The organism is Streptomyces sp. NPDC058335, assembly GCF_042723915.1.
Taxonomy (GTDB): domain Bacteria; phylum Actinomycetota; class Actinomycetes; order Streptomycetales; family Streptomycetaceae; genus Streptomyces.
Genome location: NZ_JBHXHX010000020.1, coordinates 26579 through 52200, shown reverse-complemented (window position 1 = coordinate 52200; position 25622 = coordinate 26579). Strand labels below are relative to the sequence as shown.

Here is a 25622-nt window from a genome sequence, read left to right as displayed (position 1 = left end):
CTCGGCGGGCGGACCTGGTGACGGACGGGACCGTGACGGACGGGACCGTGGCGGTGGACGGGGCTGGGCCAGGAACGCCGGCCGGGACCGATGCCCCACCACGTGCGCGCCGAGCCGTGCACGCCGCTTCCGGGAGTCGGCTCGGGGCTTCCCACCCGCGTCAGGAAGGGCCGGTCGATCTGCGGCTCGTACCACCGGCGCTCGCGGCCTGGGCCACGGCGGCATTGATGCTGGACGCCTCGCCCCGGCTGGTGGGTAGCGTCGCGCTCGTCTGCGTGATCGTGGCCGGTGTGCTCCTGGGTGGGTGGGGGAGCCGGGCGCGGGGAGGGCGGGCATCGGTTGGCGCCGGTGCGCTGCCGGACCGTGCAAGAGACAGGACGCCGGTCCGCGGCGAGCGGTCCTGGGACGGGTCGAGGGACCGGTCGATGCACAGGCCGAGGGGCCGATCGCGAGGGAGTGCGCCGGGTCGGCCGCCGGGTCCAGCGCCGGGTCGGCCGACGGGTGCTCGGTACGGGTGGTCGCGGATGACCGGGGCCGCGGTGTTGCTCTGCGCGGCCGCGGCCGGGATGTCCGCGGGGCTGCACGGGGCCGATCTACGGAGAGGACCGGTGCCGTTGCTGGCGAGGGAGTACGCCACCGTCACCGCCGATGTCGAACTCACCTCCGACCCGCGGCTTGCCCGGCCCAAGGTGACGGGGAACCACATGACCCCCGATTCGGTGCTGATCAACGGGGAGGTGCGGAGCGTTGCGGTGGGCGGCGGGCCAGCCGGGGTGGCGACCCGGGCGCCGGTCCTCGTGATCGTGGACGTCCGAGAGCGGGAGAGCGAGGGGACGGGAGCGGGAACGGGCGGGGAAGGGCCGGCGGCTGTAGGCCGGGGAGCCAGGCAGGCGTGGCTCGGGTTGTTGCCGTCCACCCGGGTGCGGGTGACGGGGCGGCTGGCTCCCGCGCTGACGGGTGGGGACCGGATCGCGGCCGTGCTGCGGGTGCGGGACCGAGGTGGACGCGCGGTGCCGGCGGTCGTGCGGGAGCCGTCGGCGGCGCAGCGCACCGCGGGCCGGTTACGGGCGGGGCTGCGGGCAGCCACCGACGGGCTGTCGGCGGACGCGCGGGCGCTGCTGCCGGGGCTGGTCGTCGGCGACACCTCACGGATCACGCCCGAGCTGGACGAGGCGTTCAAGGAGACGGACCTCGCCCACACCCTGGCCGTGTCGGGGAGCAACCTCACGATCATGCTCGCGTTCCTCCTCGGACCGCCCGGCCTGGCCCAGCATGTGGAGCGGCGCGGCCTGGCACCCCGCCTGGGCATCCCACTCCGGACGACCGCGCTGCTGGGCGGGGTGCTCACGCTCGGATTCGTCGTCGTGTGCCGGCCCGACCCGAGTGTGCTGCGGGCGGCGGCCTGCGGAGCCGTCGTACTGCTCGCCCTGGCGACCGGTCGCCGCAGATCCCTGATCCCGGCGCTGGCGACGGCGGTCCTGCTCCTGGTGCTCTACGACCCCTGGCTGGCCCGGAGTTACGGGTTCCTGCTGTCCGTGCTGGCCACCGGGGCCCTGCTGACGCTGGCGCCGCGCTGGAGTGCAGCTCTGCGGCGGCGCGGGGTTCCGCCGCGGCTCGCGGAGGCCTTGGCGGCGGCGGGAGCCGCGCAGGCCCTGTGCGCGCCGGTCGTGGCGGTGCTGTCCGCTCGGGTGAGCCTGGTGGCCGTGCCGTGCAACCTCCTCGTGGAGTTCGCCGTGGCACCGGCCACCGTGCTGGGGTTCGCCACCCTGGCGACGGCGCCGTGGGCGATGCCGGTGGCGAAGGCGCTGGCCTGGTTCGCGAGTTGGCCGACCGAGTGGATCGCGGGTGTCGCGCGGACCGGGGCGGCGCTGCCCGGCGCCGGAGTGGACTGGCCGGGCAGTTGGGGCGGGGCGCTGTTGCTCGCCCTCGCCACCGTGGTGGCCGTGCTGCTGGGGAGGCGGCTGCTGCGGCGGCCGTGGCTGTGCGCGGCCTGCGCGGCGCTGCTCCTCCTCGCGGTGGTGCGGCCGCCTCCCCTGACCCGGATGCTCACGGGCTGGCCGCCACCGGGCTGGCGGCTTGCCATGTGCGATGTGGGCCAGGGTGACGCGACGGTACTCGCGGCCGGTGAGGGCACCGGCGTGGTGGTGGACGCCGGCCCGGACCCGGCCCTGGTCGACCGGTGCCTGAGCAGGCTGGGCGTCACCCGGATCCCGCTCGTCGTACTGACCCACTTCCACGCCGATCACGTGGCGGGGCTGCCCGGCGTGCTGCGGGGCCGGGACGTGGGCGCCATCGAGACGACGGGGTTCGCGGAGCCGGTGGACCAGGTGGCGTTCGTGCGGAAGGAGGCCGAGGCCCGCAGGGTTCCCCTGGTGCGGGCGGTGGCGGGGGAGCGGCGGCGGCTGGGTCCCCTCGACTGGGAGGTGCTGTGGCCGCCGGCCCGGCAGGTGCCGGAACCGGAGGGGCCGAACGACGCGAGCGTGACGTTGCTCGTGCGGTCCGCCGGGATGCGGATGCTGCTGCTCGGGGACCTCGAACCGCCGGCCCAGCAGGCGCTGGCGCGGTCGCCGGCGGCGGCGCGGTTGGGCGGGGTGGACGTGCTGAAGGTCGCCCATCACGGTTCGGCCTATCAGGACCCGGATCTCCTGCGCGCGGTGGCGCCCCGCCTGGCGTTGATCTCGGCGGGGGCGGACAACCCGTACGGACATCCGGCTCCCAGCACCGTCGCGGCGTTGCGGGCCACGGGGGCGGTGGTGCTGCGGACCGATCGGGACGGAGCGCTGGCCGTCGCGGGTACGGGCACGGAGCTGCGGGTGGCGGGAGACTGAGGGAATGGATTCCGTACAGGCCGATTCCGCACAGGCCACCACCGCCACGTCCCCGCTCGACGCGCCGCTGGTCGAGGCCTATCTGCGCCGGCTCGGCGTCGCGTACCCGGCGTGGCCCACCGCCGACGTCCTGCGGGAGCTGCATCTGCGGCACCTGCGGACCGTGCCCTTCGAGAACCTGTCGGTGCATCTGGGGGAGGCGATCGTGCTGGAGGAGAGACGGCTGGTCGAGAAGGTCGCCATGACGGGGAGGGGAGGGTTCTGTTACGAGCTGAACGGCGCTTTCGGCGCGCTGCTCACGGCGCTGGGCTTCGACGTGACACCGCTCGCCGGCCGGGTCTACGGGGACGAGGGGCGGCTCGGGATCCCGTACGACCATCTCGCGCTGCTGGTGCGGACGGTGGACGCGGGGGAGTGGCTGGCCGACGTGGGGTTCGGGGCGCACAGCCACTACCCGCTCCGCTTCGAGCACCGGGGGAAACAGGAGGATCCCGGCGGTGTCTTCCGGATCGTGGAGGCCGGTGCGGACGCGGCCGGGGTGAAGGGCGGGGCGGGCCGGCCGGCGCGGCAGGGCGGCGGCGTGGCGGGGGCGGCCGACGTGGACGTCGTCCGGGACGACAGGCGGGTGTACCGGCTGGAGGTGCGGCCCCGGGTGCTGAGTGACTTCGTGGCCGGGGCGTGGTGGCACAGCACTTCGCCGGAGTCGCACTTCACGCGGTCGCCGGTGTGCTCGCGGGTCACGGAGGACGGAGGGAGGATCACGCTCAGCGGGCACCGACTGAAGGTGACGGACCCGCAGGGGGCGAGCGAGGAGCGGGAGTTGGCGGGGGACGAGGAGGTGCTGGGCGTGTACCGGGAGCGGTTCGGGATCGCGTTGGAGCGGGTGCCGGTGGCGCGAGGAGGTGATACGGCCTGAGGGGACCGGCTGACGGTGCCGGCGCGGGGGATCGCCGTGGCGGGGCCGGGCGTCGGGTCGGGCTGGACGTGCGGATCGTCCCCGAGGCAGACCTGGGCTCCGGCCTCGGTGGACGTGCCGGAAAATGGGCGGGTGAGCGATGTGAGACATGTGCTGGTGCTGCCCGACCGTGATGCCGCCGAGGAGGCCGTGGAGGCGCTCGGGGAGCGTTTCGGGGTGCGCGAGGAGCCGCAGCTCGTCCGGGACGCGCTGGCCGGTGAGGACGACGCGGAGGACGCGCAGTGGCTGGTGGTGCTGCGGGACGAGGAGGGGCGGCTCGACGCGGCGGAGCTGGACGCGTTCGCGGCCGAGTGGGACGGGTGGCGGGAGGAGCCGTAGGAGCGACGGAGGAGGCGTCCCCCGCTGTCAGTGCCGCGTGCCATCCTTGACCCAATGGCCAGGAAGACTGCGAATGACGACCCTCTCGCTCCGGTGACGCTCGCCGTGGGCCAGGAGGACCTGCTGCTCGACCGTGCCGTGCAGGAGGTGGTGGCCGCCGCCCGTGCCTCCGACGCCGACACGGACGTACGTGACCTGACGTCGGACCAGCTTCAGCCCGGCACTCTCGCCGAGCTGACCAGCCCGTCGCTCTTCGCGGAGCGCAAGGTCGTGGTCGTACGCAATGCGCAGGACCTGTCCGCCGACACGGTCAAGGACGTGAAGGGGTATCTGGGGGCGCCCGCCGAGGAGATCACGCTCGTGCTGCTGCACGCGGGCGGGGCCAAGGGCAAGGGGCTGCTGGACGCCGCGCGCAAGGCGGGGGCGCGGGAGGTGGCCTGTCCGAAGATGACCAAGGCGGCGGACCGGCTGGCCTTCGTCCGGCAGGAGTTCCGGGCGACCGGGCGGTCGGCCACCCCCGAGGCCTGTCAGGCGCTCGTCGACTCCGTCAGCAGCGATCTGCGGGAGCTGGCGGCGGCGGTGTCGCAGCTCGTCGCCGACATCGAGGGGACCATCGACGACGCGGTCGTCGCGCGGTACTACACGGGCCGGGCCGAGGCGTCGAGCTTCACCGTCGCCGACCGGGCCGTGGAGGGCAGGGCGGCGGAGGCACTGGAGGCATTGCGTTGGTCGCTGGCCACCGGCGTCGCACCCGTGCTGATCACCAGCGCGCTCGCGCAGGGCGTGCGGGCCATCGGCAAGCTGTCCTCCGCGCGCGGGGGCAGACCCGCGGACCTCGCGCGGGAGCTGGGCATGCCGCCCTGGAAGATCGACCGGGTCCGCCAGCAGATGCGGGGCTGGACGCCCGACGGGGTCTCCATGGCCCTGCGCGCGGTCGCCGAGGCCGACGCGGGCGTGAAGGGCGGCGGCGACGATCCGGAGTACGCACTGGAGAAGGCCGTGGTGGCGGTGGCACGGGCGGCACGTTCCGGGGGCCGGGCGTAGATCCGGTCGGCGCCGCTGCCGCCGGCGCCTGTCGTGTACGCCGGTCCGTTGACCCGTTGACCCGTTGACCCGTCGGCCTGTCGATCCGTCGTTCTACGTTCCGGGGGCCGGGCCTAGATCCAGTCGCCGTCCGTGCAGGGCGGAGGAGAATTGTAGGACCAGTCGACGCATCGCCCAGGACGGCGGAAAGGTGGCGATCGACCATGGCTGAACACCCGCACGCGGCGCTCGTTCGCAGGGGCTTCGAGGCCTTCTCCCGAGGGGACATGGACACCCTGAGGGAACTGATGGCGAAGGACGCCACGCACCACGTGCCCGGCACGCACCCGCTCTCGGGTGACTTCAAGGGCCAGGACGCGATCATCGACATGTACCGGCGGCTCGGCGAGGAGACGAGCGGCACGATGCGTCTGGAGATGCTCGGCATCTGTGTCGACGGCCGCGGCCACGCGGTCGGTATGTGCCGTGTCACCGCCGAGCGGCAGGGCAAGCACCTCGACGACACCGGATGCATCGTGTTCCGGATCGTCGGGGACAAGATCACGGATCTCGACGAGTGCGTCGAGGACATGGACAAGAGTGACGACTTCTGGTCGTAGGAGACCCACGCAGGAATGCCGAAAGCCCCGGTGCCCGCCCTGGGGAAGGGCGAGGCGCCGGGGCCTTCGGTCTGAATGTCAGAATGCTGGATCCACGCCCGCGTGGCGAACGCAGGCCGCGCGTGGATCCGTGGGTGCCGGTCGGGAGCGGATGAGAGAGGGCCCGCTCTGGTCTCCCCGGCGATCAGATCAAGAAAGGAGTTCAGCCCTTGAGGGACGAGACCTTCGAAGCAAGCGCCGACTTCTTGTTGGCGGCCTGGTTCTTGTGGATGACACCCTTGGAGACGGCCTTGTCGAGCTGACGCGCGGCAGCGCGCTGGTACTCGGTGGCCTTCTCGACGTCACCCGCGGCAGCGGCCTCGCGGGCCTTGCGGATCGCGGTCTTCAGGGAGGACTTGACGGCCTTGTTGCGCAGCCGAGCCTTCTCGTTGGTCTTGATCCGCTTGATCTGGGACTTGATGTTCGCCACGAAAGAGCCTTTGCAGGTTCAGGCACGGGGCCGCTCGGGTCCCGCGCCAGGTGATTTCTTGAGTGTGTCTCGTGCTGAGAGGGCATGAGACACAGCCACCCAGGCTACCAGTGCACGGGAGAGCGGCCCAAACCGGTTCCCGGTCGCCGCGCGTGGGACCATGGAACCTACGTATCGATCCGACCCGAGGCATAAGGCGCCTCAAGAGACAGGACCCTGCGTGCCCGCGACCCCTAACAATGTGCCCGAGCCGAGCCGTACCGACCCGGCACTGATCCGCAACTTCTGCATCATCGCGCACATCGACCACGGCAAGTCCACGCTCGCCGACCGGATGCTCCAGCTGACCGGTGTGGTCGAGCAGCGGCAGATGCGTGCTCAGTACCTCGACCGTATGGACATCGAGCGTGAGCGCGGAATCACGATCAAGTCCCAGGCGGTGCGTCTGCCGTGGGCTCCCACCGAGGACCCCGCGAACACGCACATCCTCAACATGATCGACACCCCGGGTCACGTCGACTTCACCTACGAGGTCTCGAGGTCGCTCGCCGCCTGCGAGGGCACCGTGCTCCTCGTCGACGCCGCCCAGGGCATCGAGGCCCAGACCCTCGCCAACCTCTACCTGGCGATGGAGAACGACCTCAAGATCATCCCCGTACTGAACAAGATCGACCTGCCGGCCGCCCAGCCGGAGAAGTTCTCCGAGGAGCTGGCCAACCTCATCGGCTGCGACCCCCAGGACGTGCTCAGGGTCTCGGCGAAGACCGGCATCGGCGTCGACGCGCTCCTGGACCGGGTGGTCCGCGACGTCCCGGCGCCGGTCGGCGTCAAGGACGCCCCCGCCCGCGCGATGATCTTCGACTCGGTCTACGACTCCTACCGGGGCGTCGTCACCTACGTCCGGGTCATCGACGGCCAGCTCAACAAGCGCGAACGCATCAAGATGATGTCGACCGGCGCCACCCACGAGCTCCTCGAGATCGGCGTCTCGTCCCCCGAGATGACGTCGGCCGACGGCATCGGCGTCGGCGAGGTGGGCTACATCATCACCGGCGTGAAGGACGTCCGTCAGTCCAAGGTCGGCGACACCATCACCAGCAAGGACAAGGGCGCCACCGAGGCCCTCGGCGGGTACAAGGACCCCAAGCCGATGGTCTTCTCCGGCCTCTACCCGCTGGACGGCTCGGAGTACCCCGACCTCCGCGAGGCGCTGGACAAGCTCCAGCTCAACGATGCCGCCCTGGTCTACGAGCCGGAGACCTCCGCGGCCCTCGGCTTCGGCTTCCGCGTCGGCTTCCTGGGCCTGCTGCACCTCGACGTCATCCGTGAGCGCCTGGAGCGCGAGTTCAACCTCGAACTCATCGCCACCGCGCCCAACGTGGTCTACCGCGTGATCATGGAGGACGGGAAGGAGCACACGGTCACCAACCCGAGCGAGTTCCCCGAGGGCAAGATCGACAAGGTCTTCGAGCCGGTCGTCCGGGCCACGATCCTCGCGCCCAGCGAGTTCATCGGCTCGATCATGGAGCTGTGCCAGACGCGCCGCGGCACCCTCCTCGGGATGGACTACCTCTCCGAGGACCGCGTCGAGATCCGCTACACCCTCCCCCTCGCCGAGATCGTCTTCGACTTCTTCGACAACCTGAAGTCCAAGACCCGCGGCTACGCCTCGCTGGACTACGAGCCCACCGGCGAGCAGGACGCCCAGCTGGTGAAGGTCGACATCCTGCTCCACGGCGACCGGGTCGACGCCTTCTCCGCCGTCACCCACAAGGACGCCGCTTACGCGTACGGCGTACGGCTCGTCGCCAAGCTGCGCGAGCTGATCCCGCGCCAGGCCTTCGAGATCCCCATCCAGGCCGCCGTCGGCTCGCGGGTCATCGCCCGCGAGACCATCCGTGCCATCCGCAAGGACGTCCTCGCCAAGTGCTACGGCGGCGACATCTCCCGTAAGCGCAAGCTGCTGGAGAAGCAGAAGGAAGGCAAGAAGCGGATGAAGATGGTGGGTTCCGTGGAGGTTCCGCAGGAGGCCTTCATCGCCGTCCTGAGCAGCGAGGAGAACGCGGGTTCGGGCAAGGGCAAGAAGTAGCCCTCCGACACGCTGGTTCCGGGGCCCGTCGCGCTGTCGCGCGGCGGGCCCCGCGCCGTCCCCGGGTCGCCGTTGTGTAAAAGTGACAGTCCGTGGCCCTTACGTGCAGGCCAGTCGCCCTCTACTCTGATCCCTGCTCGATAGTTACTCGCGAGTTAAACAACAGCCGCACTGAGCCAGCCGCATCGTCGCGGGCCCCGGAGGATGTCGTGAGCGACACACAGACACTGATCGAGAACCGTCCGCCGTCCGTCGCGGGCCTCTTCCTGGAGCGCGTGACCGCCACGCCCGACGCGGAGGCGTACCGCTATCCCGTGCTGGCGTCGGCGGGCGAGGGCCCGGACGACTGGAAGTCGCTGAGCTGGGCGCAGGCCGCCGAGCGGGTCCATGCCATCGCGGCCGGCCTGATCGAGCTGGGCGTGCAGCCCGAACAACTGGTGGCGCTCGCCGCCTCCACCCGGATCGAGTGGATCCTCGCCGACCTCGGCATCATGTGCGCGGGCGCGGCGACGACCACCATCTATCCGCAGACCAACGCCGAGGAGTCGGCGTTCATCCTCTCCGACTCCGGGAGCCGGGTGCTGATCGCGGAGGACGCGGCCCAGGTCGCCAAGGCGGTGGAGAAGCGCCAGGAGCTGCCCGAGCTGACCCATGTGGTGGTGATCGACCCGGCCGGGGTGGAGACCACCGACTGGATCATCACGCTCGACGAGCTGGAGAAGCGCGGCGCCGCCCGCCTGGAGCAGGACCCGCAGCTGATCAAGGAGCGGGTCGGCGCGATCACCAGGGAGCAGCTCGCCACCGTCATCTACACCTCGGGCACCACCGGCCGCCCGAAGGGCGTGCGCCTCCCGCACGACAACTGGTCGTACATGGCGAAGGCGATCGCCGCGACCCGGCTGCTCGGTCCCGACGACGTGCAGTACCTGTGGCTGCCGCTCGCCCACGTGTTCGGCAAGGTGCTGACCTCCGGCCAGATCGAGGTCGGGCACGTCACCGCCGTGGACGGCCGTGTCGACAAGATCATCGAGAATCTGCCGATCGTGCGGCCGACGTACATGGCGGCCGTCCCGCGCATCTTCGAGAAGGTCTACAACGGGGTCGCCGCCAAGGCCCGTGCGGGCGGCGGCGCCAAGTACAAGATCTTCCAGTGGGCCGCCGAGGTCGCCCGTGAGTACGCCAAGGCCTCCCAGGACAACTTCCGGCGCACCGGCAAGGCCTCCGTCCCCTTCGGGCTCGGCGCCAAGCACAAGGTCGCCGACACGCTCGTCTACTCGAAGATCCGTGAGGCGTTCGGCGGCAACCTGCGCGCGTGCGTCTCCGGCAGCGCGGCCCTCGCGCCGGACATCGGGTACTTCTTCGCCGGCGCAGGCATCCACATCCTGGAGGGGTACGGCCTGACGGAGTCCTCCGCGGCCTCCTTCGTGAACCCCGGCGAGGCCTACCGCACCGGCACGGTCGGCAAGCCGCTGCCCGGCACCGAGGTGCGCATCGCCGACGACGGCGAGATCCTGCTGCGTGGCCCCGGCATCATGGAGGGCTACCACGGGCTGCCCGAGAAGACCGCGGAGGTCCTGGAGGCCGACGGCTGGTTCCACACCGGGGACATCGGCGAGCTGTCGCCCGACGGGTACCTGCGGATCACCGACCGCAAGAAGGACCTCATCAAGACGTCCGGCGGCAAGTACATCGCGCCCGCCGAGGTCGAGGGACAGTTCAAGGCGGTCTGCCCGTACGTCTCCAACATCCTCGTGCACGGCGCCGACCGGAACTTCTGCACGGCCCTGATCGCGCTGGACGAGCTGTCCCTTCGGGGCTGGGCCGACGAGAACGGGCTCGGCGGGAAGTCGTACGCCGAGATCGTGGCCGCGCCGGAGACGGTGGCGCTGATCGACGGGTACGTGACCCAGCTCAACCAGGGGCTTCAGAAGTGGCAGACGATCAAGAAGTTCCGGCTGCTGCCGCGGGACCTCGACGTCGAGCACGGTGAGATCACGCCGAGCCTGAAGCTGAAGCGGCCGGTCGTGGAGCGGGAGTACAAGCACCTGATCGACGAGATGTACGCGGGGAGCCGGGAGGCGTAGGCCCTCTGCGGTGTGTGGGCGGCTGCGCCGGTGCGGCGTGGTCGCTCGCGCAGTCCCCCCCCGCACCCCCGTGTTCCCCCGCACCCCCGTGTTCCCCCGCACCCCCGTCTACTCCCGGCGGTGCTCGAACTCGCCCTCGAACCGGTCCTCTTCGGACACACTCGTAACCCGGTTCCCTCTCATCGCGGCCCACTTCGGTAACTCAGCGCGTATGGGCACGGTCGGTCTGTCACTCTGTCGGCATCGGTCGAGGGGTGGCGCCCGCGGACCGAGGCCCGAATCGTCCGACCGCCGGGGAGCCGTTCATGGGGGCCATTCCCACGCAGCGGGAGACCGTGTCCCGTGCCAGTGGTGCGCCCGCGCACGCGGGAGGGCACCCGCAGGCGTACGCGACCCTGGCCGGCAGTTCCCTCGCGCCCGGCGCCGCCCGCGACCTCGTCCGAGCCGCCTTCTCCGAATGGACCGCCCTCGGCGTTCCCGGCGCCCGGGAACTGGGCGGACGGCTCGCCGAGGAGGCGATACTCGTCGTCAGCGAGCTGGTCACCAACGCGGTCGTGCACGCCGGTACCGACGTCGACCTGGTGTGCCGGCTGGAGGCGGAGCCCGAGCCCGACACCTGTGCCGTCGTCGTCGAGGTCACCGATCACCACCCCTCCCGCGCCCCACGCGACGGCAGCCCCGACACCCCGTACGAGACCCCCGAGTACGGCCGCGGCCTGCGCCTGGTGGCCACCCTGGCCGACGCGTGGGGCGTGACGTACCGCAGGGGCGGGAAGACGGTGTGGGCGCGGCTGCCGGCCCGCCCGGTGGACGAGGAGGGGAATCCCCGCGAGCCCTGGGCCTCCGGCGCCCCCGCCCCCGTCCCCGCCTCCTCCCTCGCCTTCGCCGAGGCCCTCGCTCCCGAACCCCGGCCCGACGTCCACGATCGCGACTGGCTCGGCCGCGGCGCCCTCTCCTTCCTCGCCGAGGCCTCCGACCTGCTCGCCGGACAGCTCGACGAGGACCTGGTCGCCGCGCTCACCGGCCAGCTCATAGTGCCGCGCCTCGCGGACTGGTGCGCGGTCTGGCTGGAGGACGAACTCGGCTCCCGGGCCGGCTGGGACGACGGACCGGGGCCCCGGCTGGCCCGTGTCTGGCACGTCAGCGAGAACCACGTCGAGGAACTGCGCCGGGCCCTGGAGAAGGACCTGCCGCGCCCGCCCGACGGCCCCGGCTCCGGACCCGCCGCCCACCCCTGGCCCGGCGCCGCGCTCGGCCAGCACGGCGCCGCCCTCGCCTACCGCCTGGTCGCCGGCGGCCGCCCGCTCGGCACCCTCGTCATCGGGCGGGCCGGGCTGCTGCGCTTCCCCGACGAGGTCACCGGGCTCGTCGAGGACCTCGGCCGGCGCGTGGCGCTCGCCATCGGAGCGGCCCGCCAGTACGCCCGCCAGGCCACCATCAGCGCCGTCCTCCAGCGCGGTCTGCTGCCCGGCGCGGTCGCCGAGATCCCCGGCCTGCGCAGCGCCCTCGTGTACGAGCCGCGCGAGCAGGGCGGGCCGAGCGGCGACTTCTACGACCTGTTCCCGGTCGGCGACGGCCGCTGGTGCTTCGCGGTCGGCGACGTCCAGGGCAAGGGCCCCGAGGCGGCCGTGGTCATCGGGCTGGCCCGGCCCTGGCTGCGGCTGCTCGCCCGCGAGGGGTACGGCGTCGCCGACGTCCTCGACCGGCTCAACCAGCTCCTCCTCGACGACGCCACCGAGGCCGCCGACGCCGCCGCCCGCGCCTTCGTCGGTCCCGCGGGCCCCGGTGACGGGCCGCAGACCCGGTTCCTCTCCCTCCTCTACGGCGAACTCGTGCCCTTCGACGGCGGAGTCCGCTGCACCCTCGCCTCGGCGGGCCACCCGCTGCCCCTGCTGCTGGGGCCCGACGGCAGCGTGATCACGGTCGCGCAGCCGCAGACCCTCCTCGGCGTCGTCGAGGACGCCACGTACGTCAGCGAGAGCCTGGACCTGTGGCCCGGCGACACCCTGCTGTGCGTCACCGACGGCGTCACCGAGCGCCGTTCGGGCTCCCGTCAGTTCGACGACGGCGACGGCCTCGCCATCGCCCTGTCCGGCTGCGCGGGGCTGGAGGCGGAACTGATCGCCGAGCGGATCCGCAGCCTGGTCCACGAGTTCGGCGGCCGGCCCCCGGAGGACGACCTGGCCCTGCTGGTCCTCCAGGCGGAATAGCGCGACAGGGGACCCAGGGGACCTTCGCGCCACGTACGGGACAATGGAAGACATGCCTTCCGCTCTTCCCGACGGCGAGCCCGTCCCCACCGACGGCGCGCTGCCCGCCTCCGCGCTCGCCGGGGCCGCCGACCGCCCCCTCGGGTTCTACCTGCACGTGCCCTACTGCGCGACCCGCTGCGGCTACTGCGACTTCAACACGTACACCGCCACCGAGCTGCGCGGCACCGGCGGCGTCCTCGCCTCCCGCGACAACTACGCCGACACCCTGATCGACGAGATCCGGCTGGCCCGCAAGGTCCTCGGCGACGACCCGCGCGAGGTCCGCACGGTCTTCGTCGGCGGCGGTACGCCCACCCTGCTCGCGGCCGGTGATCTGGTCAGGATGCTCACGGCGATCCGCGACGAGTTCGGGCTGGCCGCGGACGCGGAGGTCACCACCGAGGCCAACCCGGAGTCCGTCGACCCGGCGTACCTCGCCACGCTCCGCCAGGGCGGCTTCAACCGGATCTCCTTCGGCATGCAGAGCGCCCGGCAGCACGTGCTGAAGGTCCTCGACCGCACCCACACGCCCGGCCGCCCCGAGGCCTGCGTCGCGGAGGCCCGAGGGGTCGGCTTCGAGCACGTCAACCTCGACCTGATCTACGGCACCCCCGGCGAGTCGGACGACGACTGGCGGGCTTCCCTGGACTCCGCCCTCGGCGCCGGACCCGACCACATCAGCGCGTACGCCCTGATCGTCGAGGAGGGCACCCAGCTCGCCCGCCGGATCCGCCGCGGCGAGGTCCCGATGACCGACGACGACGTCCACGCGGACCGGTACCTGATCGCCGAGGAGACGATGGCCGCGGCGGGCTTCGACTGGTACGAGGTGTCCAACTGGGCCACCTCCGAGGCGGGCCGCTGCCTGCACAACGAGCTGTACTGGCGGGGTGCCGACTGGTGGGGCGCGGGCCCGGGAGCCCACAGCCACGTCGGCGGCGTGCGCTGGTGGAACGTGAAGCACCCGGGGGCGTACGCGGGGGCGCTGGCGGGCGGCCGCTCACCGGGCGCCGGCCGCGAGATCCTCTCGGAGGAGGACCGCAGGGTCGAGCGGATCCTGCTGGAGCTGCGGCTGAAGGAGGGGGCGCCCCTGTCGCTGCTGCGGCCGGACGGGCTCGCGGCCTCGCGCCGGGCCCTGTCGGAGGGACTGCTGCAGAAGGGTCCGTACGAGCGGGGGCATGCCGTGCTCACCCTGCGGGGGCGGTTGCTGGCGGACGCGGTGGTGCGGGACCTGGTGGACTGAGAGGGAGCCCCGCGGCGGCGGGGAGCACGAGCGGCGGCTCAGGGCACGGTCACGTGATCGATGAGACGTTCGACCGATCCCAGCAGCTCCGGCTCCAGGTCGCGGTAGGAGCCCACCCGCTTCAGGATCGCCTGCCACACCGCGCCGGTGTTGTCCGAGGGCCAGCCCAGCGCCCGGCACACCCCCGTCTTCCAGTCCTGCCCGTGCGGGACGCGGGGCCAGGCCGGGATGCCCACCGCGGACGGCTTCACCGCCTCCCAGACGTCGATGTACGGGTGGCCCACCACCAGCGCGTGCTCGCTCGTCACCGACTGGGCGATGCGCCACTCCTTGGTGCCGGGGACGAGATGGTCCACGAGGACGCCGAGGCGGGCGTCGGGGCCGGGGGCGAACTCGGCGACGATCGACGGCAGGTCGTCCACGCCCTCCAGGTACTCCACGACCACGCCCTCGATGCGCAGGTCGTCGCCCCACACCTTCTCCACCAGTTCGGCGTCGTGCCGGCCCTCGACGTAGATACGGCCGGCGCGCGCGACCCGGGCGCGTGCACCCGGCACGGCGACCGAACCGGAGGCGGTACGGGCGGGCCGTACCGGAGCGGACGACGTGGGGCGGACCAGGGTCACGGGCCGGCCCTCCAGGAGGAAGCCGCGTGGCTCCAGCGGGAAGACACGGTGCTTGCCGAAGCGGTCCTCCAGGGTGACCGTGCCCGCCTCGCAGCGGATCACCGCGCCGCAGAAACCGGTGCCGGGCTCCTCCACCACCAGACCGGGCTCCGCCGGGACCTCGGGGGCGGGCCGCTGCTTCTGCTTCCACGGAGGGGTCAGGTCGGCAGGGTACACGCGAGGGCGCGGGCCCGGAGGGCCCTCGTGGGAGACGGGTGGGCGCATTCGGATGACGATAGGAGAAGCCCCGGCACGGTCACAGCGACACGCCGAAACGCGCGGCCAGCGCGTCCCGCTGGGCCCGGACGAACGCCGCGTCGACCACCGCGCCGTGACCGGGCACGTACAGCGCGTCCTCACCGCCGAGGTCCAGCAGCCGGTCGAGGGCGGCGGGCCAGTGCGACGGTACGGCGTCGGGGCCCGCCTGCGGCTCACCGGACTCCTCGACGAGGTCGCCGCAGAAGACGACCTCGGGCGAGGCGGGGCTCGCCGGGACGAGGACGGCCAGGTCGTGCGCGGTGTGGCCGGGGCCGACGTTCGCCAGCAGGGCCTGCCGGCCGCCGCCCAGGTCGAGGGTCCACTCGCCGGAGACCAGGTGGCGGGGCCGTACCAGCGTGTCCGCGGCCTCCGTGGCCGTGGCGTCGTCGAGACCGTTGCGGACGGCGTCCGCGCGCAGCTCCTCCGCCGGCACGGTGTCCGCGCCCACCGCCGCGTAGACCTCGGCGCCCGCGAAGGCGGCCGCCCCGAGGACATGGTCGAAGTGGGGGTGCGTGAGAGCGAGATCGGTCACACGGTGACCTGCGAGGTCCTCGGCGTGCATCCGCAGCCGGGCACCCTCGGCGAGACTCGACCCGGCGTCCACCAACAGGGCCCGCCCGTCCCCGACGACCAGCCCCGCCGTGCAGTCCCAGCCTGGCAGCCGGCACCGGCCGACCCCCGTGGCGATCCGCTCCCACCCCAGCTCTTCCCAAGTCACCGTCATACCGCGACGCTAGCCCTGGCAGCCCGGCCGGGCGACCGACCTTGCCCCGGGTGTACCCCACAGCCGTACACTGGGCCGGGGAACGCTGGCACTCGGATATGAAGAGTGCCAGGCGAGGCGCCCGGGGGACTGGGGACGACTTTCTGGAGGTGAGCGCGGATGCTGAGTGAACGCAGGCTTCAAGTGCTGCGCGCCATCGTCCAGGACTACGTCGGCACCGAGGAACCGGTGGGTTCCAAGGCGCTCACCGAGCGGCACAACCTCGGCGTCTCACCGGCGACGGTCCGCAACGACATGGCCGCCCTGGAGGACGAGGGGTTCATCGCCCAGCCGCACACCAGTGCCGGGCGCATCCCCACCGACAAGGGCTACCGGCTGTTCGTCGACAAGCTGGCCGGCGTCAAGCCGATGACGGCGCCCGAGCGGCGGGCCATCCAGAACTTCCTGGACGGCGCCGTCGACCTGGACGACGTCGTGGCCCGGACCGTACGGCTGCTCGCGCAGCTCACCCGGCAGGTCGCCGTCGTGCAGTATCCGTCGCTGACCCGCTCCACCGTGCGGCACGTCGAGCTGCTGGCGCTGGCGCCGGCCCGGCTGATGCTGGTGCTGATCACGGACACCGGGCGGGTCGAGCAGCGGATGGTGGACTGCCCGGCGCCCTTCGGCGAGGCCTCGCTGGCGGATCTGCGGGCGCGGCTGAACAGCCGGGTCGCGGGCCGTCGCTTCAGCGATGTGCCGCGTCTGGTGGAAGACCTGGCCGACGCCTTCGAGAACGAGGACCGCGGCACGGTCACGACGGTGCTCTCCACCCTGCTGGAGACGCTCGTCGAGGAGAACGAGGAGCGGCTGATGATCGGCGGAACCGCCAATCTCGCCCGCTTCGGACATGACTTTCCCCTCGTCATCCGACCCGTCCTGGAAGCCTTGGAGGAGCAGGTCGTGCTCCTCAAGCTCCTTGGCGAGGCCGGGGATTCGGGCATGACCGTACGCATCGGTCACGAGAACGCCTACGAGGGACTCAACTCCACTTCGGTGGTGTCGGTCGGCTACGGTTCGGGCGGCGAGGCAGTCGCCAAGCTCGGCGTGGTCGGACCGACCCGCATGGATTACCCGGGAACGATGGGAGCGGTACGCGCAGTGGCACGGTACGTCGGACAGATCCTGGCGGAGTCGTAAGTGGCCACGGACTACTACGCCGTTCTCGGCGTGCGCCGCGACGCGTCGCAGGAAGAGATCAAGAAGGCCTTCCGGCGGCTCGCACGCGAGCTGCACCCGGACGTCAACCCCGATCCGAAGACCCAGGAGCGGTTCAAGGAGATCAACGCCGCCTACGAGGTGCTGTCGGACCCGCAGAAGAAGCAGGTCTACGACCTCGGCGGCGACCCCCTCTCCCAGGCGGGCGGCGGCGCGGGCGGCTTCGGAGCCGGTGGCTTCGGCAACTTCTCCGACATCATGGACGCCTTCTTCGGCACGGCGTCGCAGCGCGGGCCGCGCTCGCGGACCCGCCGCGGCCAGGACGCGATGATCCGGCTGGAGATCGACCTCGACGAGGCCGCCTTCGGCACGACCAAGGACATCCAGGTCGACACGGCGATCGTCTGCACCACCTGTAGTGGCGAGGGTGCCGCGCCGGGCACCACCGCGCAGACCTGTGACATGTGCCGCGGCCGCGGCGAGGTGTCGCAGGTGACGCGGTCCTTCCTCGGCCAGGTCATGACCTCGCGGCCCTGCCCGCAGTGCCAGGGCTTCGGCACCGTGGTGCCGACCCCGTGCCCGGAGTGCGCGGGCGACGGACGGGTGCGCTCGCGCCGCACGCTGACGGTGAAGATCCCGGCCGGTGTCGACAACGGCACCCGCATCCAGCTCGCCGGTGAGGGCGAGGTCGGGCCCGGCGGCGGTCCCGCCGGTGACCTGTACGTCGAGATCCACGAGCTGCCGCACGCGCAGTTCCAGCGGCGCGGCGACGATCTGCACTGCACGGTGACCCTGCCCATGACCGCGGCGGCCCTCGGCACGAAGGTGCCGCTGGAGACGCTCGACGGTCTCGAGGAGGTCGACATCCGGCCCGGCACGCAGTCCGGGCAGTCGATCCCGCTGCACGGGCGCGGTGTCACGCATCTGCGGGGCGGGGGGCGCGGCGACCTCATCGTGCATGTCGAGGTGCAGACGCCCAACAAGCTGGATCCCGAGCAGGAGCGGGTGCTGCGGGAGCTGGCGAAGCTGCGGGGTGAGGAGCGGCCCCTCGGGCAGTTCCAGCCCGGACAGCAGGGGTTGTTCTCCCGGCTGAAGGACGCGTTCAACGGGCGGTGACGGTGGCTGGGGTGTGCGGGCGGTGGGGTTCTCGCCCCCGCCGCCCCTTCCCGTCCCGAACCCGGGGGCTGCGCCCCAGGCCCCCTTTCGGCCCTGCACGGCCTCGTCCGCAAACACCGGACGGCTGGTCGGGGGTCGGTTCGGACTTGTTCCGGGGACGTGACAACATGCCGTCATGTCCTCCGCACTGACCGATCTCTTCCCTCTCCCGATCGTGCAGGCCCCCATGGCGGGCGGCGTCTCCCTCCCGCAGCTTGCCGCCGCCGTGTCCGAGGCCGGCGGGCTGGGGTTCCTGGCCGCCGGGTACAAGACCGCCGACGGCCTGTACCAGGAGATGAAACAGCTGCGGAGTCTCACCTCCCGGCCCTTCGGCGTGAACCTGTTCATGCCGCAGCCGGAGTACGCGGAGACCGGCGCCGTCGAGGTCTACGCCCATCAGCTGGCCGGTGAGGCCGCCTGGTACGAGACCGAGCTGGGCGATCCGGACAGCGGCCGCGACGACGGCTACGAGGCCAAACTGGCGGTGCTGCTGGACAACCCGGTGCCGGTCGTCTCCTTCCACTTCGGCGTGCCCGGCCGGGACGTGCTGGACGCGTTGCGCCGGGCCGGCACCTTCACGCTGGTCACCGCGACCACCGCCGAGGAGGCCATCGCCGTCGAGCGGGCGGGCGCGGACGCGGTGATCGTGCAGGGCGTGGAGGCCGGCGGCCACCAGGGCACCCACCGGGACATCCCCGAGAACGACGGCTCCGGCATCGGCCTGCTCGCACTGATCGCCCAGATCCGGGAGGCCGTGGGCCTGCCGCTGGTCGCCGCGGGCGGTCTGATGCGGGGCGGCCAGATCGCCGCCGTCCTCGCCGCCGGAGCGAGCGCCGCCCAGCTCGGTACGGCCTTCCTGGCCACCCCCGAGTCCGGCGCGGCCGCCGTCCACAAGGAGGCGCTGACCAACCCGCTCTTCGTGCGTACGGAACTGACCCGCGCCTTCTCCGGGCGACCGGCCCGCGGCCTGGTCAACCGCTTCCTGCGCGAGCACGGCCCGTACGCGCCCGCCGCCTACCCCGAGGTCCACCACCTCACCTCGCCGCTGCGCAAGGCCGCCGCGAAGGCGGGCGACGCGCAGGGCATGGCCCTGTGGGCGGGCCAGGGACACCGGCTGGCCCGCGCGCTGCCCGCCGGGCAGCTGGTGGAGGTGCTGAAGGGCGAACTCGACACGGCGAGGACAGCGTTGTCGGGCGGTGGCGCGGCCGGTGCCGGCGGCGCGGGCGGTGCGCGATGACCGCGCCCGTGTTCGTCGTCGGGGAACTGCCGGGCGGACCCGCCGAGTTCGTGCTGGACGGGCCCGAGGGGCGGCACGCCGTCTCCGTGAAGCGGCTGCGGACCGGTGAGGAGGTCGTCCTCACCGACGGCACCGGCCGCTGGGCCCAGGGCGAGGTCGTCGCAGCCGAGGGCAAGGACCGGCTGGTCGTCCGTCTGACGCGGGTGGCGGAGGAGCCCGCCGGGTCGCCGCGGATCACCGTCGTGCAGGCGCTGCCCAAGGGCGACCGGGGCGAGCTGGCCGTCGAGACGATGACCGAGACCGGCGTCGACGCGATCGTGCCGTGGGCCGCCTCCCGCTGCATCACCCAGTGGAAGGGCGACCGCGGGCTGAAGGCGCTCGCCAAGTGGCGGGCCACCGCCCGCGAGGCCGGCAAGCAGTCCCGCCGGGTCCGCTTCCCCGAGGTCGCCGACGCGGCGACCACCAAGCAGGTGGCGGCACTTCTGGCGCGGGCCGACTTCGCGGCCGTACTCCACGAGGACCGCGACTACGGCAGCGAACCCCTCGCCACCGCCCAACTCCCCACGGACGGCGAGATCGTGCTCGTCGTCGGACCGGAAGGGGGCGTCTCCCCCGAGGAGTTGGCACTCTTCGAGGAGGCCGGCGCCAAGGTGTACCGGCTGGGGCGGAGCGTGCTGCGGACCTCGACCGCCGGGACGGCGGCCGCCGCCCTGATCCTGGGCCGGACCGGCCGCTGGTCCTGACCCGCCCGCCTCAAGGACCGGGAGGGCCGCCAGGTGGAGCCTGGGGCGTGGCTGCTGCCGCGCGGCTGACGGCGTCGAACAGGATCCAGCCGTCCAGCTCCCGTTCGTGCCCCTCCTGCGGGAGCAGTCCGCGGCGGACGGCCTCGTCGAGGAGGGCGCGCACCGTGCCGGGCAGGTGCAGGTTGAGGTGGTGGGTGCGGTCGCCGACACCGCCGCTGTGCGAGTACGCGCCGCCGCCGACGTAACGGCCCTCGCCCTCCCGGAACACGATCCTGGTGCGCACGCCGTCCCGGGCCAGGGTGAGGACGTCCCGGCAGCCCTGGCCGTCCCGGTGCCGGTGCCGGACCGTCCACAGGTAGGCGGTCGTGTCGTCGACGGTCAGTTTCCTCAGGCGGCGGTGGTCGCGCATGCGGTCACCGTAGACCGGTGCGGCGCTGCGGCGCATGGCGTTAAGTGCTCTACCGCGACCCCGCCGGCGGTGGCAGGCTGCCTTCCATGGGGGCATGGAGGAGACGGATGCGGGGCCGGGCGCGCGGGACACGTGCGGCGGCCGTGGCGGGGCTCGCGGTCCTGGCCGTGGGCGGGGCGGTGGCGTGCGAACCGGGCGGGATCGGCTCGGCGGCCGTCGCATACACCACCGACGAGGCGGCCACGGCCGAGATCGAGCGCCGGGACGTCGACGTACGGTGGTTGACCTGCACCGCCGACTACGGCGACGGGGCCTCCGCGGGCCGGGAGACGGTCGCCTCCGTCGACTGCGAGGGGGAGACCGGCAACGGGCGGGACATCACCGTCACCGGCCACGTCACACGTGCCGTCGACGGCTCCTGCGTGCGCGGCGACCTCCGCGCGGACGTCGGCGACAAGCAGCTGTTCCGGGTGGGCGGGCTCGGCGACTGCAAGTCCGCCACCCCTTCGCCGCTCGCCCCGCCGCGCTCCGCACAGCCCGCCGAACCGGGGCGGCCCACGGTCACCGTGACCGTCACCGAGACGGTCCGGTGCGACGGCGACACGCGCTGCGGGCCCGCCGACACCAAGTGACCTGCGCGAGCAAGTGATCCGAACCCCTGTCGGTCGCCCCCGCCCTTGCCTAGAGTGATCGGGTGACACAGCCCGTGACGCCTGCCGCGTACTTCCGATTCCCGCACCTGCACGGCGAGTTGGTGGCCTTCACCGCCGAGGACGACGTGTGGCTCGCGCCCCTCGACGGTGGGCGCGCCTGGCGCGTCAGCGCCGACAACATGCCGGTCACCCTGCCCCGCATCTCGCCCGACGGCACCACCGTCGCCTGGACCTCCACCCGCGACGGCGCTCCCGAGGTGCACATCGCCCCGGTCGACGGCGGACCCGCCACCCGGCTGACGTACTGGGGCAGCCCTCAGACCAGGGTGCGCGGCTGGACCCCCGACGGCCGGGTGCTCGTGCTGAGCACCCACGACCAGGCCAGCCTGCGCCGCAGCTGGGTCCGCGCGGTCCCGCTCGACGGCGGACCGGCCACCACCCTGCCGTACGGGCCCGTCGGCGGTGTCGCCTTCGGTCCGCACACCGTGCTGGTGTCCGCGTCGATGGGCCGGGAGGCCGCCGCCTGGAAGCGCTACCGGGGCGGCACGGCGGGCAAGCTGTGGATCGACCGGGAGGGCGACGGCGAGTTCACGCGGCTGCACGAGGACCTCGACGGCAACATCGAGTACCCGGTGTGGGCGGGTGACCGGATCGCCTTCCTCTCCGACCACGAGGGCACCGGCGCGCTCTACTCCTCCCTCGCCGACGGCTCCGACCTGCGGCGGCACACACCGCTGGACGGCTACTACGCCCGGCACGCCGCCGGGGACGGCAGCCGGGTGGTGTACTGCTCCGCCGGCGAACTGTGGATCCTGGACGACCTCGACGGCGCCGAGCCGCGCCGCATCGACGTCCGGCTCGGCGGGCAGCGCACCGACCGGCGGCCGTACCCGGTGCCCGCAGCCCGCTGGCTCGGCTCCGCCACCCCCGACCACACCGCCCGCGGCAGCGCCGTGGAGGTGCGTGGCGCCGTCCACTGGGTCACCCACCGCCACGGCCCCGCCCGCGCCCTGGCCGCCGAACCCGGCGTCCGCGCCCGGCTGCCGCGCACCTTCCGCACGGAGGGCGAGGAGTGGGTGGTGTGGGTGACCGACGCCGAGGGCGACGACGCCCTGGAGTTCGCCCCCGCCACCGGCCTCGCACCGGGTGCCACCCCGCGCCGGCTGGCCGCCGGACGCCTCGGCCGGGTGCTGGAACTGGCCATGGCACCCGACGGCAGCCGGGCCGCCGTCGCCGCGCACGACGGACGGCTGCTGCTCGTCGAGCGGGAGACCGGCGAGGTCCGCGAGGTCGACCGCAGCGAGGACGGCGAGGTCTCCGACCTGGCCTTCTCGCCCGACTCGGCCTGGCTGGCCTGGTCGCACCCCGGCCCGCGCCCGCTCAGCCGGCTCAAGCTCGCCAACACCGCCGACCTGTCGGTCACCGAGGCGACCCCGCTGCGCTTCCACGACTTCGCGCCCGCGTTCACCCTCGACGGCAAGCACCTCGCGTTCCTGTCGACGCGCGCCTTCGACCCGGTCTACGACGAGCACGCCTTCGACCTCTCCTTCATCGAAGGGGCCCGCCCGCACCTCATCCCGCTCGCCGCGACCACACCCTCGCCGTTCGGGCCGCAGCGGCACGGCCGCCCCTTCGAGGCCCCCGACAAGGACGAGACACCCGACAGCGAGGGCACCCCGGCCACCCGGATCGACCTGGAGGGCCTCGCCGACCGGATAGTGCCCTTCCCCGTCGAGGCCGGCCGCTACTCCGGGCTGCGCGCCGCCAAGGACGGCGTGCTGTGGCTGCGCCACCCCGTGCGCGGTGTCCTCGGCGCCTCCCGCGCCACCCCCGACGATCCCGACCCGGACACCGAGCTGGAGCGCTACGACCTCGTCCAGCAGCGCCTCGAACACCTCGCACCCGACGCCGACGCCTTCGAGGTCAGCGGTGACGGCAAGCGGCTGCTGCTGCGCTCCGAGGGCAAGCTCAAGGTGGTCCCCAGCGACCGGCGCGCCTCCGGCGACGAGGACAGCGACAGCAACCTCACCGTCGACCTCGGCCGCGTCCGCCAGACCGTCGACCCGGCCGCCGAGTGGCGCCAGATGTACGACGAGACCGGCCGCCTCATGCGGGACAACTTCTGGCTGCCCGACCTCGGCGGAATCGACTGGGACGGTGTCCTCGACCGCTACCGGCCGCTCCTGGACCGGGTCGCCACCCGCGACGACCTCGTCGACGTCCTGTGGGAGGTGCACGGCGAACTCCGCACCTCGCACGCCTATGTCGTCCCCCGCGGCTACGGCGGCGGCGCCCGCCAGGGCCTGCTCGGCGCCGACATCTCCCGTCACGAGGACGGCAGTTGGCGAATCGACCGGGTGCTGCCGTCGGAGACCTCGGACCCCGACGCCCGCTCCCCGCTCGCCGCGCCCGGCGTCGCGGTGCGCGCGGGCGACGCGATCCTCGCCGTCGCAGGCCACCCCGTGGACCCGGTCGCCGGACCCGGACCCCTCCTCGTCGGTACGGCGGGCAAGGCGATCGAGCTGACCGTCTCGCCGTCCGGCGGGGGCGAACCCCGGCACCCGGTCGTCGTCCCCGTCGACGACGAGGAGCCGCTGCGCTACCACGCCTGGGTCGCCGACCGGCGGGCGTACGTGCACGAGACGTCCGGCGGCCGGCTCGGCTATCTCCACGTGCCGGACATGCAGGCCCCCGGCTGGGCCCAGATCCACCGCGACCTGCGGGTGGAGGTGGCCCGCGAGGGGCTCGTCGTGGACGTCCGGGAGAACCGGGGCGGCCACACCTCCCAGCTCGTCGTGGAGAAGCTGGCGCGGCGGATCGTCGGCTGGGACGTGCCGCGCGGGATGCGGCCGTACAGCTATCCGGAGGACGCGCCGCGCGGGCCCGTCGTCGCGGTCGCCGACGAGTTCTCCGGGTCCGACGGGGACATCGTCAACGCGGCGGTCAAGGCGCTGGGCATCGGACCGGTGGTCGGCACGCGGACGTGGGGCGGCACGATCGGGATCGACAGCCGGTACCGGCTGGTCGACGGGACGCTGGTCACCCAGCCCAAGTACGCGATCTGGCTGGACGGCTACGGGTGGGGCGTGGAGAACCACGGCGTCGATCCGGACGTGGAGGTCGTGGTGCGGCCGCAGGACCATGCGGCGGGACGGGACGTCCAGCTGGAGGAGGCGGTACGGCTGGCGCTGCTCGCGTTGGAGGAGACCCCGGCGAAGGTGGCTCCGCCGCTCCCGGAGTCGTAGCCCGCCGGCGTCGGGGCGGCCGTCCCTGGGGGCTGCCGCCCCCGGACCCCCGCTTCCGGCCTGGACGCCCTCGTCATCGAGTGCCGGACAGGCTTGATGATGCCGGTCCGCGCTGCGTCGTGCCGGCCGTCGCTACGATGCCCGTAAGAGATCACCGGTGCGAGGAGGATCCGAATGCCAGGCGAGCCGCAGGACGACTGTCTGTTCTGCAAGATCGTGGCGGGGACGATCCCCGCGACGATCGTGCGGGAGACCGAGACGACCGTCGCCTTCCGGGACATCAACCCGCAGGCGCCCACCCACGTCCTGGTGATCCCCAAGGCGCACCACGTGGACGCCGCCACCCTCGCCGCCGAGGCGCCGCAGCTCGCCGCGGACGTCCTGCGCGAGACGCGGGCGGTCGCCGACGACGAGAAGCTGGAGAGCTACCGCATCGTCTTCAACACCGGCAGCGGCGCCGGGCAGACCGTCTGGCACGCCCACGCGCACGTCCTCGGCGGCCGTGGCCTCCAGTGGCCCCCCGGCTGATCCGTGTCCGTACGTGAACTGGTGGTCCTCGGCACCGCCAGCCAGGTCCCGACCCGGCACCGCAACCACAACGGCTATCTCCTGCGCTGGGACGGCGAGGGCATCCTCTTCGACCCCGGGGAGGGCACGCAGCGCCAGATGCTGCGGGCCGGGGTCGCCGCGCACGACCTGAACCGGATCTGCGTCACGCACTTCCACGGCGACCACTCCCTCGGCGTCGCCGGGGTGATCCAGCGCGTCAACCTGGACCGGGTCCCGCACCCGGTCACCGCCCACTTCCCGCGGTCCGGGCAGCGCTTCTTCGACCGGCTCCGGTACGCCACCGCCTACCGCGAGACCGTCGGCATCACCGAGGTCCCGGTCGACGGCGACGGACCCCTCGCCGTCACCCCGTCGTACACGCTGGACGCCCGCCGGCTCTCGCACCCGGTGGAGTCCTACGGCTACCGACTGACCGAGCCCGACGGCCGCCGCATGCTGCCCGACAAGCTCGCCGCGCGCGGTGTCCGGGGGCCGGACGTCGGCCGTATCCAGCGGGAGGGATCGGTCGGCGGGGTGTCGCTGGAGGAGGTCAGCGAGGTGCGGCGCGGGCAGCGGTTCGCGTTCGTCATGGACACCCGCCTGTGCGACGGGGTCGGGGAGCTGGCGGAGGGCTGCGACATGCTGGTCATCGAGTCGACGTTCCTCGACGAGGACGAGCAGCTCGCCGTCGACCACGGCCATCTGACCGCCGGTCAGGCGGCGCGGGTCGCGCGGGACGCGGGTGTCCGGCATCTCGTGCTCACGCACTTCAGCCAGCGCTACGGCGACCCCGAAGAGTTCGAGCGGCAGGCGCGGGCGGCCGGGTTCGTGGGGGAGCTCTCGGTGGCGCACGACCTCCTACGGGTGCCGGTTCCGAAACGACGGTAA

21 protein-coding genes are annotated in these 25622 nt (G+C 72.9%); 17 read left to right on the top strand and 4 right to left on the bottom strand.

Annotated features, from left to right (window positions below):
• Positions 1 to 116: 116 nt before the first annotated feature.
• From ACFWJX_RS32030 to ACFWJX_RS32010, 5 genes are all read left to right on the top strand, one after another.
• Positions 117 to 2828 carry a ComEC/Rec2 family competence protein gene (locus ACFWJX_RS32030; RefSeq protein ID WP_383249828.1) on the top strand — a complete coding sequence of 904 codons (2712 nt, stop codon included), beginning with the start codon at positions 117 to 119 and terminating at the stop codon, positions 2826 to 2828.
• A 4-nt stretch (positions 2829 to 2832) separates the two neighbouring features.
• Positions 2833 to 3744 carry an arylamine N-acetyltransferase gene (locus ACFWJX_RS32025; protein WP_383249827.1) on the top strand — a complete coding sequence of 304 codons (912 nt, stop codon included), beginning with the start codon at positions 2833 to 2835 and terminating at the stop codon, positions 3742 to 3744.
• 132 nt (positions 3745 to 3876) lie between these two features.
• Entirely contained in the window at positions 3877 to 4122 is a 246-nt protein-coding gene (locus ACFWJX_RS32020) for a hypothetical protein (protein ID WP_383249826.1), read from the top strand.
• 54 nt (positions 4123 to 4176) lie between these two features.
• Positions 4177 to 5166 (top strand): DNA polymerase III subunit delta, encoded by a 990-nt coding sequence (holA, locus tag ACFWJX_RS32015; protein ID WP_383249825.1) that lies wholly within the window; start codon positions 4177 to 4179, stop codon positions 5164 to 5166.
• Positions 5167 to 5369: 203 nt separating this feature from the next.
• Positions 5370 to 5765 (top strand): nuclear transport factor 2 family protein, encoded by a 396-nt coding sequence (locus tag ACFWJX_RS32010; protein WP_383249824.1) that lies wholly within the window; start codon positions 5370 to 5372, stop codon positions 5763 to 5765.
• 202 nt (positions 5766 to 5967) lie between these two features.
• On the opposite strand, the gene rpsT is transcribed toward ACFWJX_RS32010, so the two are convergent.
• Positions 5968 to 6234, bottom strand: coding sequence for a 30S ribosomal protein S20 (gene rpsT, locus ACFWJX_RS32005; RefSeq protein ID WP_161299463.1), 267 nt, complete (start codon positions 6232 to 6234; stop codon positions 5968 to 5970).
• 220 nt (positions 6235 to 6454) lie between these two features.
• Between rpsT and lepA the strand changes: the two genes are divergently transcribed.
• The 4 genes from lepA (at position 6455) to hemW (ending at position 13902) form a co-directional block, all read left to right on the top strand.
• A complete protein-coding gene (lepA, locus tag ACFWJX_RS32000) occupies positions 6455 to 8323 on the top strand; it encodes a translation elongation factor 4 (RefSeq protein ID WP_383249823.1) in 1869 nt (622 codons plus the stop codon).
• A 209-nt stretch (positions 8324 to 8532) separates the two neighbouring features.
• Positions 8533 to 10407 (top strand): AMP-dependent synthetase/ligase, encoded by a 1875-nt coding sequence (locus tag ACFWJX_RS31995; RefSeq protein ID WP_383249822.1) that lies wholly within the window; start codon positions 8533 to 8535, stop codon positions 10405 to 10407.
• 305 nt (positions 10408 to 10712) lie between these two features.
• Positions 10713 to 12617 (top strand): SpoIIE family protein phosphatase, encoded by a 1905-nt coding sequence (locus ACFWJX_RS31990; protein ID WP_383249821.1) that lies wholly within the window; start codon positions 10713 to 10715, stop codon positions 12615 to 12617.
• Positions 12618 to 12669: 52 nt separating this feature from the next.
• A complete protein-coding gene (gene hemW, locus ACFWJX_RS31985) occupies positions 12670 to 13902 on the top strand; it encodes a radical SAM family heme chaperone HemW (RefSeq protein ID WP_383249820.1) in 1233 nt (410 codons plus the stop codon).
• A 38-nt stretch (positions 13903 to 13940) separates the two neighbouring features.
• On the opposite strand, the gene ACFWJX_RS31980 is transcribed toward hemW, so the two are convergent.
• Entirely contained in the window at positions 13941 to 14792 is an 852-nt protein-coding gene (locus tag ACFWJX_RS31980) for a DUF3097 domain-containing protein (protein WP_383249819.1), read from the bottom strand.
• A 31-nt stretch (positions 14793 to 14823) separates the two neighbouring features.
• On the bottom strand, positions 14824 to 15549 hold the full coding sequence (locus tag ACFWJX_RS31975; protein ID WP_383249818.1) for an MBL fold metallo-hydrolase: 726 nt from the start codon (positions 15547 to 15549) through the stop codon (positions 14824 to 14826).
• Positions 15550 to 15708: 159 nt separating this feature from the next.
• Here ACFWJX_RS31975 and hrcA point away from each other — a divergent pair, with 159 nt between their 5' ends.
• The 4 genes from hrcA (at position 15709) to ACFWJX_RS31955 (ending at position 19878) form a co-directional block, all read left to right on the top strand.
• The gene (gene hrcA, locus ACFWJX_RS31970) at positions 15709 to 16725 is read left to right on the top strand and encodes a heat-inducible transcriptional repressor HrcA (RefSeq protein WP_383249817.1); all 1017 of its coding nucleotides are present in this window, start codon (positions 15709 to 15711) and stop codon (positions 16723 to 16725) included.
• Positions 16726 to 17859 (top strand): molecular chaperone DnaJ, encoded by a 1134-nt coding sequence (dnaJ, locus tag ACFWJX_RS31965; RefSeq protein WP_356559702.1) that lies wholly within the window; start codon positions 16726 to 16728, stop codon positions 17857 to 17859.
• A gap of 175 nt (positions 17860 to 18034) precedes the next feature.
• On the top strand, positions 18035 to 19135 hold the full coding sequence (locus ACFWJX_RS31960) for a nitronate monooxygenase (RefSeq protein ID WP_383249816.1): 1101 nt from the start codon (positions 18035 to 18037) through the stop codon (positions 19133 to 19135).
• Complete coding sequence (locus tag ACFWJX_RS31955; protein WP_383249815.1) at positions 19132 to 19878, top strand: 16S rRNA (uracil(1498)-N(3))-methyltransferase; 747 nt, start codon at positions 19132 to 19134, stop codon at positions 19876 to 19878. The genes ACFWJX_RS31960 and ACFWJX_RS31955 overlap by 4 nt, the downstream gene beginning before the upstream one ends.
• Before the next feature lie 10 nt (positions 19879 to 19888).
• On the opposite strand, the gene ACFWJX_RS31950 is transcribed toward ACFWJX_RS31955, so the two are convergent.
• Positions 19889 to 20287: a hypothetical protein gene (locus ACFWJX_RS31950; protein WP_383249814.1), complete on the bottom strand. Its 399-nt coding sequence runs from the start codon at positions 20285 to 20287 to the stop codon at positions 19889 to 19891.
• 107 nt (positions 20288 to 20394) lie between these two features.
• Here ACFWJX_RS31950 and ACFWJX_RS31945 point away from each other — a divergent pair, with 107 nt between their 5' ends.
• The 4 genes from ACFWJX_RS31945 to ACFWJX_RS31930 all read left to right on the top strand — a co-directional run bounded on the left by ACFWJX_RS31945 (position 20395) and on the right by ACFWJX_RS31930 (position 25622).
• Positions 20395 to 20919, top strand: coding sequence for a hypothetical protein (locus ACFWJX_RS31945; RefSeq protein WP_383249813.1), 525 nt, complete (start codon positions 20395 to 20397; stop codon positions 20917 to 20919).
• Between the two features lie 62 nt (positions 20920 to 20981).
• Positions 20982 to 24185 carry a S41 family peptidase gene (locus ACFWJX_RS31940; RefSeq protein ID WP_383249812.1) on the top strand — a complete coding sequence of 1068 codons (3204 nt, stop codon included), beginning with the start codon at positions 20982 to 20984 and terminating at the stop codon, positions 24183 to 24185.
• A gap of 174 nt (positions 24186 to 24359) precedes the next feature.
• Positions 24360 to 24713 carry a histidine triad nucleotide-binding protein gene (locus ACFWJX_RS31935; protein WP_383249811.1) on the top strand — a complete coding sequence of 118 codons (354 nt, stop codon included), beginning with the start codon at positions 24360 to 24362 and terminating at the stop codon, positions 24711 to 24713.
• A gap of 3 nt (positions 24714 to 24716) precedes the next feature.
• Positions 24717 to 25622: a ribonuclease Z gene (locus ACFWJX_RS31930; RefSeq protein WP_383249810.1), complete on the top strand. Its 906-nt coding sequence runs from the start codon at positions 24717 to 24719 to the stop codon at positions 25620 to 25622.